Annotated in this window: 10 protein-coding genes; 3 read left to right on the plus strand and 7 right to left on the minus strand. The window is 54.5% G+C overall.

From position 1 onward, the window contains the following. From WA354_RS12140 to WA354_RS12170, 7 genes are all read right to left on the minus strand, one after another. Nucleotides 1-898: glycosyltransferase (locus tag WA354_RS12140; RefSeq protein ID WP_472813274.1), on the minus strand; the 898-nt coding region annotated here is incomplete at its 3' end. A gap of 606 nt (nucleotides 899-1,504) precedes the next feature. Then, nucleotides 1,505-1,732 (minus strand): DUF3309 domain-containing protein, encoded by a 228-nt coding sequence (locus WA354_RS12145; RefSeq protein ID WP_472813275.1) that lies wholly within the window; start codon nucleotides 1,730-1,732, stop codon nucleotides 1,505-1,507. 220 nt (nucleotides 1,733-1,952) lie between these two features. After that, nucleotides 1,953-3,140 (minus strand): MlaD family protein, encoded by a 1,188-nt coding sequence (locus WA354_RS12150; protein ID WP_472813276.1) that lies wholly within the window; start codon nucleotides 3,138-3,140, stop codon nucleotides 1,953-1,955. Between the two features lie 18 nt (nucleotides 3,141-3,158). Then, nucleotides 3,159-3,947: an ABC transporter ATP-binding protein gene (locus tag WA354_RS12155; RefSeq protein ID WP_472813277.1), complete on the minus strand. Its 789-nt coding sequence runs from the start codon at nucleotides 3,945-3,947 to the stop codon at nucleotides 3,159-3,161. Between the two features lie 28 nt (nucleotides 3,948-3,975). Then, a complete protein-coding gene (locus tag WA354_RS12160) occupies nucleotides 3,976-4,827 on the minus strand; it encodes an MlaE family ABC transporter permease (protein WP_472813278.1) in 852 nt (283 codons plus the stop codon). Beyond that, a complete protein-coding gene (locus tag WA354_RS12165) occupies nucleotides 4,824-5,537 on the minus strand; it encodes a hypothetical protein (RefSeq protein ID WP_472813279.1) in 714 nt (237 codons plus the stop codon). The genes WA354_RS12160 and WA354_RS12165 overlap by 4 nt, the downstream gene beginning before the upstream one ends. 485 nt (nucleotides 5,538-6,022) lie before the next feature. Further along, nucleotides 6,023-6,283, minus strand: coding sequence for a CsbD family protein (locus WA354_RS12170; protein WP_472813280.1), 261 nt, complete (start codon nucleotides 6,281-6,283; stop codon nucleotides 6,023-6,025). Between the two features lie 414 nt (nucleotides 6,284-6,697). On the opposite strand from WA354_RS12170, the gene WA354_RS12175 reads away from it, so the two are divergent. From WA354_RS12175 to WA354_RS12185, 3 genes are all read left to right on the plus strand, one after another. Continuing rightward, complete coding sequence (locus tag WA354_RS12175; protein ID WP_472813281.1) at nucleotides 6,698-7,210, plus strand: universal stress protein; 513 nt, start codon at nucleotides 6,698-6,700, stop codon at nucleotides 7,208-7,210. A 166-nt stretch (nucleotides 7,211-7,376) separates the two neighbouring features. Next, on the plus strand, nucleotides 7,377-7,541 hold the full coding sequence (locus WA354_RS12180; RefSeq protein WP_472813282.1) for a hypothetical protein: 165 nt from the start codon (nucleotides 7,377-7,379) through the stop codon (nucleotides 7,539-7,541). A gap of 119 nt (nucleotides 7,542-7,660) precedes the next feature. Next, nucleotides 7,661-10,230, plus strand: a 2,570-nt coding sequence (locus WA354_RS12185; RefSeq protein WP_472813283.1) for a plasma-membrane proton-efflux P-type ATPase, incomplete at its 3' end; no start/stop codon positions are given.

Below are 10,230 nucleotides of genomic sequence, written 5' to 3' on the forward strand. Positions count from 1 at the left end.
GCTCAACCAGTTCTTCAGCACTTACGAAGCGATTGTTCAGAATCAGATGATCGCTCACCCCAAGCTGAGCTGCCAGCGCTTGCAACTCTTCCCGATAACGCTCGCCTTCGCGTCGCCGGATATGCGGGTGCGTCACTCCTGAAACGATGTAGACAACTTTCGGATGGCGCAACAGAATTTCAGGCAGCGCCCGGATTACATTTTCAATTCCCTTGTTTGGAGACAGGAGACCGAAGGTAAGCAGAACGGATCTACCTTCGGTGCCAAACTTGTCCTTGAAATAGTTCGGATCCATGAATGGCAGGTCTGGCACTCCATGGGGAATTACATCAATCTTCCCGCCAGGAACCGAATAGACGTCTCGCAAAAGTTGCGCTGCTAACTCGCTCATGACCACCATGCGATCGGAAAGCTGAGCGATCTCCTCGAGTACATTCCGCTGATCCGCGTCCGGCTCACGAAGTACGGTATGCAGGGTCGTAACTAACGGCATCTTCAATTTGCGAAGCAACGTCAGAATGTAACGCCCTGCGCTGCCACCGTAGATGCCATATTCATGCTGCAGACAGACGAGATCATTGCCGTTGAAATTCAAGAAATCCGCAGCCCGTACATAGGATCCGAGGTCATCCTGGTCAATCTCAAGACGTACCTGCTCGGGATAACTGTAGGATGAATCCGGATCGTTTACGGGAATTGCAAACAGGCGTCCCTCCCCGTATTCGGTGGCAACGGCAGTGCACAAGTCAGTCGTGAAAGTGGCTATTCCGCATTCGCGTGGAAGATAGTTTCCGATGAAGGCGATCCGCGTCGGCAAAGGTAGTCGGCAGGCGGCTAAGGAGACTTGTAACGCCTCAGTTCCAGGAACGGTGCTCTTATCAATATTGGTTAAGCTCATTCTAGAAAACGACATCATGCCCTGCTTTCGATGCTGCACTTGTGCGCGCACTAATTTACGCGGTGCTTCAATCGGCTGATTCTCTATTCCTCAGTTCCCGGGGAGCGCAACAGTCAGCCTAAATTGCCGGGAATGTCCGCAAGGGCTTCCGTAAGCAACATCCAGGGATGAAATGCCACGCTGCCTGGCGGATCATCGTATCGAAGATGGGCGCAGAAATTTCTTCCACGAGGCCCAAGTTCGCGCACATTGGCCGAATGAGCGGATCTAGGCAATCTGGCAGGGTGCCTCCAAACCGGAGGAAGACCGAAAGCGCCTTCACCATTCCACACGTGCGGATATCGAGGAAACAAAGGCGAACAGCGGTCTGCTTCTAAGTTGGCGTGCCGCGAAGCAAGCCTTCACATCGATGTTCGTGATGATATTCACGGCATCTCCTGACGTTCGGTTGCGTGATTGAACGGTGCTTATCCGGTGCGACGCCAGGAATGCCAAAGGCGAGGAGGGAGAATGCTAGCGACTCCTTGAGGAGGGAGAATGCTAGCGACTCCTTAAGGATACGCCTTTCTCGGCTCGCGTGCCGCTGCCTCAAAGAATGCTTAATATTCAAATTCGGCCAAGGACCAGAAGTACGATCACAATCAACAAAACCAACCCCAGTCCTCCAGTTGGAAAATATCCCCAGTTTCGGCTGTGCGGCCATCTCGGCAGCGCCCCAAGCAGCGCCAACACCAGGATCACGATCAAAAGGTTCCAAGCATCTTTGTTCCTTCCCCGCGACTCTACATCCCATTTGCGTATGGAGTGGCAAAACAACTCACAACGGCAGGTCACTCATTTAAGGCCTGTCGCGAAAGGTCACTCTTCACCATCGTCATTCTGGGGGATTGGCGCTCGAATATCTGTGCAACATTGCTCAGTATCAACATCCTCAGAACCGCCGCCTCATTCATCCGGCGCGACTCGGAAAACGCTCGTGCTTAGGCTCCACACCAATTGCGAGAGCCGATACCCCACTGCGCCTCCAGCAGCTTAAGTCTCATCGCATCCCGAGCTAAGGCTTTACTGTAGCCGTAGCAGTCGCCTGTGCTGCCCGGTCCGCACGCGGCCTCTCTGCGTCAGACGTCGGCTCCGGCTTTGATGTCGGTATCGCCGTTCCTTCCGGAAAAACCAGGATCTGAATCGATCCCCAGTCTCCGTCAACGCCCGTGCTTGCACTGGTCTGTTTCCCCGTACCCAGTGTCTTCAGCTGCGTGTCATCGAATCCAAAATTCTCCACCAGGTATTTGCGAATGACCATTGCCCTCGCTTCGGTCAGAATCTGGTCCTTTTGCGTGTCGCCTTCCATGCCCGTTGAAACCACAACGACCGCAAATCCGAATTGATTCTGCGCGAGAAACTCTCCGCCGGCATTCAACGACTTTTGATTTCTCAGCTTCGCCGAATCGCGACCATCGAAGAGCTGTTTCGTCGTATACGTAAACGCCTTCACCGGAGCGCCCTGCGGCAGCCCGCCAATCCGATTCGCACTCAGATCCTCAGCGTCTTCGTATCCGCGCTTCTTAAAATAGCCGCTCAACAGGAAGTTGCGTTTCAGCGCTTCCATGTTTTCCTGAAAGTCCGTAACACCCACCTGGGCCTCGACCATCGTTGATTGCAGTGTCGTCGTTGTCTGCGCAAGGTTGTTGTAGAGTTGCTTATCGTTCACCAGTGCCCCCACTGTGCCCTGTCCCGCATCGATCTTCGCGCTCACTGAGTTCAAATGCCCAGTCGCAAGCGTTGCATTCTCGATCGCCTGCTGGCTGCCATCGAGAATGCCTTTTGTCTTCTTCAGCAGATCAGCCATCTCCAGCGGCGGTTCGCTCTGGATCATCTCGCCGTCCTTTACATCCGGCTGACCTACGGATCCAAACGAAATCGACAGGTACTGATTGCCCAATAACCCTTCTGTCTGGATCGAAGCCACCGAGTCCAGCTTGATAATCGCGCGCGTCGACTTCGCCAGTTCCATCAACACCAGGACTTTTCCCCCGGGGCGGGTCGGCAGTTTGATGCCGGTCACAGTCCCGCTGTGCACACCGCCTACCTGCACATCGGCTCCTTCAGTCAGCCCAGCCACCGTGTCGAACTGCGCCTTCAGTTGGTAGGTCGGGCGAAAAAGATACTCCTGGCTCCCGATGAGGAAGACCCCGCTACCCAGCACCGCCAATGAAACCACGATAAAAACTCCCAATCGCGCCACTCTCGACATATATCCCCTTTAAGACTGCCGCAGAAATTCCTTCACAAACCCGATCTCGCTTTTTTGAAGGTCCTCGAATGAACCCTCGATCACCACAAGGCCTTTATTCAAAATCGCCAGCCGATCGGCAATCGTCCTCGCGCTATGCAGATCATGCGTCACTACAATGGAGGCCATCTTTCGCTCCCTCTGCAGTTTCAGAATCAAATCATTGATCTCCCCTGAACTGATTGGATCGAGTCCGGCCGTTGGTTCGTCGAGCAACAAGATCTCAGGCTCCAGTGCAAGCGCTCGGGCAAGCCCCACGCGCTTTTGCATCCCTCCTGAAATGTCGGAAGGCATTTTCTCGAATCCGTCTTCCAACCCAACTTCGGCCAGCAACACCTTAACTCGATCGGTCCGTTCCGCCTTCGACATTTCTCTTCGGTGATGTTCTAGCGGGAATCCCACATTCTCCGCAATGGTCAGCGAATCGTAAAGCGCGGCGTGCTGAAAGAGAAAGCCCATCTTCTTCCGGATTGCGCCCAGCTGATCGAGGGCTAGTCCTGCGATATCCTCGTCGTGAATGCGAATCTGTCCCGAGTCCGGCTTCTCGAGCCCGACGATCATTCGCAGCAGAACGCTCTTTCCCGTGCCGCTTCTCCCTAGCACAGCAAGCGTCTCTCCGCGAGTCACGCTTAGGCTGACCCCATTCAGAACTGTTTGCGCTCCGAAGCTTTTATCCACATTCTGCACAGCGACAGCAGTTGCACTGCTCTCTTGCTCGTGCCCCATCTGCTTCGCCGCAATGTCAATGGTTGATGTCATATCTTTCCTCCAAAATGCCGAGGATGAACTAAGGGAAGACAACCAGGATGAATTTCACCAGCACTACATCCGCGAGAATGATGAAGAGCGAGCCCAGCACAACAGAGTTCGTTGCTGCGCGTCCCACTCCCGCTGCTCCTCCGCGTGTTTGCATCCCTTGAAAACACGCAATCAGGCCGATAATGAGCCCGTAGACAGTCGTCTTGAAGGTCTGCGGAAGAAATGCATTGAAAGTGGCGCCCCTGAATCCGTTTTCGATGAATTGATGAAGCGACAGAGGCTCAACCAGGGTCTGCGCAAACCACCCTGTCATTAAGCCGCACCCGTCCGCCGCAATGGTAAGCAGCGGCAACATCAGAATGCAGGCCAGGATCCTCGTCGCTACAAGGAGTCTGTAAGGGTTGATCGCCGAGGCCTCGATGGCGTCAATCTGCTCGGTCACTTTCATAGATGCAAGTTCCGCCCCGATGCCGGCACCTACTCGTCCGCTTACTACTAACCCGGTAATAATCGGACCCATCACCTGGACGACTGAATATACGAGCGTGGCGGGAAACAGCGACTTCGCGCCGAACCGGCTTAGGCTGTAACGTGCCTCCAGCGAAATCACCACGCCGATCGCGCCTCCCGCCAATGCCACCAGCGGAAGTGACTTCGATCCAACCTCATCAAGCTGCCGAATCAGCTCTCGCCATTCAAACGGCGGTGTTACTGCGGCCTTCAACACCTCCCAGGAAAACACTCCCAGGTTGCCAAACCATTCAAAGAACCCATTGATCAGATCCCAGGGAGAATCTCCCTCAGGAAAAAGATGAACGCCGCGCCGCTCAATTGTCGGCCCAGCGATGTCTGCAACCAGCGTCGACTGGGGTTCGGTCATTGGCTGGGCTCTGCCACGGGTGCTCCGCGTGTACTGTCCAAGTGCATGCGCGAAATCAGGGCGTGGGGTCCACTGTAGATAAACTCCAGAACAATGTTTGAGAACACAGAATCAAGCAGGCTGTAATTGCCCATCCTGAACGCGTCTTTTCCGTTGTATCGATTCGGATACCAGCCGTACACCGCGGCAGACGCACCCGCATATGGCGCCACCAGCGCGGGGACTGAGAAAACATGATGGCCGTCACTTCCACGGCGTGCCATCAAAGTGGACATCATCGCATAACGCAGCCGGGGAGTGATTCCGTTGCAGTCGCATCGGTAGTAGGATGTGTCTTCCTTGAAAACCGCGGCGAGCCCATAGCGCGTTGATGTCCCAACCAAAGAAATCCCAAAATCTGACCCGTATCGTTCTGCGTAACCAGCAAAGCCTTGTCCCCACTCTGGTGGCGTATTGGTTCCCTGATCAAAACCCGCAAAGAAAGCTGTGCTCAGGAAGGGATACGGACCGAAGGCATCGAAAACATAGTGGTTCAGCGTTGTTCTAGGCGACGGACGCACATATGTCAGGTCCAGGCGTCCGACTGTTGCATTTCCGGTCTCTCCCGAGGAATCTCCTGAACTTAACCCCGATTGCGACCACGCAAGAAGCGGGAGTGTCACGAAGACTACTGTGGCCGACAGGAGGACGACTGCTTGGCGGATCTTCATGCTCACTGCTTTTTCGCGCCACCGAGGGCCCCTACCGCTCCCCAGATGTCTTTGACCGAGCAGCGGGTGTTCCGTGCCCTGTTGCACCGTTGATAACGTCAAGTACTGTCCTCCGAGCGACACGCACAACTGAATCTCTGAGCGTCTTGCGCTCGGACATGTTTGCGCCCTTTTAAGATGTTTTCAGAACGGAAAACGAATTGATGGTCAAATCTGCTCTGTTTGGCAGCTTGCCCTTCTGACTAGCCGATCAGTTGTTGTGAAACTCGACCTGCGGCTTGTTCGGTGATCGTTGAATTGAGCATTCTCCGGCATACGATTTATGATCTACGGCAACATGTCCACCTTGACCGGGCTTAGCTCGCTGCCTTCTTTCAGAATCCTGGATGCAATCGCACAGCTCGGAGAAAACCTAATGGGTAAGTTGCGTTCAGGGCCCGGCTAATGCAGGCTGAATCCGAATTGCGGAGCGGCTTGGCCGAAATCTATTTGGCAGTGCCGTCTTTGCTCTCGACTGCTGCACATTCCATTTCCACCTCGATACGGGATTCGTGGTTGACCTCGGCTTCGTTATTGGCCTCGTGGACGACGTCTTCCGCCTTTCCCCAGGCACTTTCAAGCTTGCCTTTTACCTGCTGAGCGATGCCCTCTAACTGCAGGTCACCAAGTCCGGCCAATTCGCCAGCCTCCCGCTTGGCGCTTCCCAGAGATTCGTCTATTGCTCCCTTAACTCGGTCTTTATTCATGAGTCCACCTCCGTGGATTGAATTGAATCTGTTTCATGATCATCCAGAACACCTCCATTCCGGTGCAGCAGAAAAGAGCCTTCTGCTCTGAGGCATGCACTTCTATTATTTCTTTAGGAGTTATGCATTCCCTTCTCCATGGTTCTGGGTTAGCGAAGATTTCTTGCGTAACAGCGAAACGGATAAGTGCTTGCGATAGGCTCGAATCGCTTTGCGAATTCTGAGGTCCCAAGCAAAGATTCGACCCCCACCGATCCAACCTCTCACGCTGGACCGCAGAATGCTGAGCAATTGGACACATGAAGTGAGAACTCAAACCCTCGGCGCGCATGCTGACCAAAAGAGCACAGCATTCGCCGGCTTGACGAGGGAGAATGACAATCTAGTTAGTCTAGCGTTGGCTGAGGAGACTCCATGCCTGAAGTTCCTGTTTACCCCTCGATACCCACAAGAATTCTGCTTCCGATCGACTTCAGCCCGTCTTCGCAGGCCGCATTAGAAATGGCCTCTGACCTCGCCCAGCACTTTCATGCAGAACTCTATCTCGTAAACGTGATTCCGGAGTTCCCGACCACGACAATTCCAGACCTCATTCCAGAAACCGCCTTCCTCCAGAAGGCGAGAACATACGCAGAGCTCCATTTGTCCAAGTGCAAGGCGGCTCTCGTAGCCAAAGGAGTGAAGTCGATTTTCAGCGTTGAAGTCGGAAATGACATAGTCGGTAACATTATGGAAGTGGTCGATCGCGAGCATATTGACATGATCGTGATCTCCACTCATGGCATCTCCGGTTGGCATCCGCTGGTGTTCGGCTCGATTGCTGAAAAAGTCGTGAAACTCGCCCAGTGCCCGCTGCTGCTTCTTCGCTCAGTCAAGCCTGAATCGGAGGTGAAGACGGCCTCAGGCCGCTCAATGGAATGGTGGTAGTCAGATACCTGTCACAAGTGATCAATTGTGAGCTCAAGTGGATCTGTCGCAGCTGGTTACGGCCGTTGCAATAGATAAAGCCGCACCGCGCCAATCGACAAAGAGAGCAATAGTGAACAGAATCTTGGCCGAGTGAAGGTTCACAGTGATAGCAGGAGAAAACCACATGCCGGAACAATTTGAGAACTCAGAAGCAACGAAGCTGGAAGGCGAGACGGCCTCGGACGCATCAGCCGAGAAACAAATTGAGCGCGTCGCTGAGAAGGCCGCGGAGAAAGCCTCGAAAACCGAGAACAATTTCGACAAGGATCACTCTCTGTTTTCAAAATAACAATTCGCGGAGACTCCAACCTGAATTGAGCCGCTCAAATCGATTACCAGCGTGGCGTCTTCCGGCCTGCCTTGATACAGGTGCCCGCGTGAGGGGCACGATTTGGAGAATCATTTCAAGTGACACTGATTGCTGAAAATCCCCCGTCAAAGCCCGTTTCCAAGGACGATCTCAAGTCGCTGTCCATGCCGGAGTTGCAGAAGAAATTGGGGTCCTCCCCAGACGGCCTGAGCCAGGCCGAGGCTGAGAAGCGGCTGACTCAATACGGGCCCAACGAGATTACTGAGAAGAAGACCAATCAATTCTTAAAGTTTCTCTCGTATTTTTGGGGTCCCATTCCGTGGATGATTGAAGGCGCCGTGATCTTGTCGGCGCTGGTTCAGCATTGGCTTGATTTCTTCATCATTCTTCTTCTGCTTTGTTCCAACGCAGTGGTCGGATTTTGGGAAGAACACCAAGCCGGTAACGCCATCGCAGCTCTAAAAGCGCGCCTTGCAATCCTGGCTAAAGTTAAGCGTGACGGCAAGTGGCAGAACCCCAAGGCAAGTGAGTTGGTGCCTGGAGATGTTGTCCGACTGCGGCTGGGCGACATCGTACCGGCCGACGCGCGCTTGCTCGATGGCGATCCCATCGAGGTGGACCAATCCGCCTTAACAGGCGAATCATTGCCGGTAACCGCCAAGCCGGGCACCGCTGTCTACTCGGGATCGATCGTCCGTCAGGGCGAAATCGACGCAATGGTGTATGCCACCGGAACGAATACCTACTTTGGCAAAACCGCGCAGATGGTGCAGGAGGCGAATACCGTAAGCCATTTCCAAAAGGCAGTCTTGAAAATAGGAGACTACCTGATCGTGCTGGCGGTAGCGCTGGTCGTTTTGATTTTGATTGTCGCGCTTTTCCGCGGGGACAAAGTTCTCACTACCCTGGAATTTTGCCTTGTGCTCTTGGTGGCCGCGATTCCGGTAGCCATGCCGACAGTACTTTCCGTGACGATGGCAGTCGGTGCGCGCTTGCTGGCGAAGAAAGAGGCGATTGTCACCCGTCTGTCGGCGATTGAAGAACTCGCGGGCGTGGATGTGCTCTGCTCGGATAAGACCGGTACGCTCACACAGAACAAACTGACCCTGGGTGTTCCCTTTACCGTGGACGGAAATGCACCGGATAAAGTCATTTTCTGGGCTGCACTCGCATCGCGAGCCGAAGACAAGGACACCATCGACCTTGCAGTGATCGGTGGAGTGAAGGACGACAAGGAGCTGAAGAGCTTCAAGATACTTCACTTTCAGCCCTTCGATCCTGTACATAAACGCACCGAGGCCACCGTCAAAGGAGCAGACGGAAATCAATTCTTTGTGACCAAGGGAGCTCCGCAGGCGATTTTGCAGTTGGCTAACAACGCGGACGAGGTCAAGGCCGCAGTCGAGACCGCCATCAATGACTTTGCGGGACGCGGCTTCCGCTCGCTGGGCGTCGCAAGGGCCGACGAGGAAGGCAAGTGGAAGTTTGCCGGCATGTTGCCGCTGTTCGATCCCCCGCGTGAGCAGGCCAAGGCGACGATTGCGAGTGCCCGGGAGATGGGCGTGGACGTCAAGATGGTTACGGGAGATCAGATCGCCATCGCCCGGGAGACCTCGAAGCAACTTGGATTGGGTACTAACATACTGGATGCCGGTGCCCTGGGTGACATGAAGAAGCAAGAGTCGCCCCAAACCGGGGAAGCCATCGAAAAGGCCGACGGATTCGCGCAGGTATTTCCGGAACACAAGTACCACATCGTCGATATTCTTCAACGGCGCGGCCACATCGTGGGTATGACCGGCGATGGCGTCAACGACGCTCCCGCGCTCAAGAAAGCCGATTGTGGAATCGCCGTCTCCGGCGCCACAGACGCCGCACGGGCAGCCGCATCGATCGTTCTGCTTACGTCGGGTTTGTCGGTGATTATCGATGCAATCAAGGAGAGCCGCCGAATTTTCCAGCGGATGAACAGCTACGCCATTTACCGCATTGCCGAGACGCTGCGCGTACTGTTCTTCATGACGCTCGCCATTCTGGTATTCAACTTCTATCCTCTCACCGCTGTCATGATCGTGATGCTGGCTTTGCTCAACGATGGCGCTATTTTATCCATCGCCTACGACAATGTTCGTTACAAAGACAAGCCCGAAGCGTGGAACATGCGCCTCGTCCTTTCGATCTCCACAGTGCTCGGCGTCATTGGAGTAGTCTCGGCGTTCGGTCTCTTTTATCTGGGAGAACGCGTCTTTCACATCGACCGCCTGCATATCCAAACCTTGATGTACTTGAAGCTTTCCGTGGCGGGGCACTTGACCATCTTCCTAACGCGCACGCGTGGCCCTTTCTGGTCCATACGCCCCGCTCGGATTCTCTGGATAGCGGTGCTTGGTACACAGACCATTGCGACGCTGATTGCGGTCTATGGCTTGTTCATGGCCCCGCTCGGCTGGAAGTGGGCAGGATTCGTTTGGGCCTACGCTCTGGTCTGGGCCCTCATCAATGACCGCGTGAAACTGCTCGCTTACCGTATCTTCGATCCGGCCAAGCCTGCGCTGCTTTCCAGGAAGCCTGTAGATCGCACTTCTGAGATCGCAGCCCGCGCTTATGAGATTTATCAGCAGCGAGTCCATGGCGAGAGTCAGCAGGACCAGGACTGGCTTGAAGCGGA

This window comes from Occallatibacter sp. (assembly GCF_049802275.1).
Lineage (GTDB): Bacteria > Acidobacteriota > Terriglobia > Terriglobales > Acidobacteriaceae > Telmatobacter.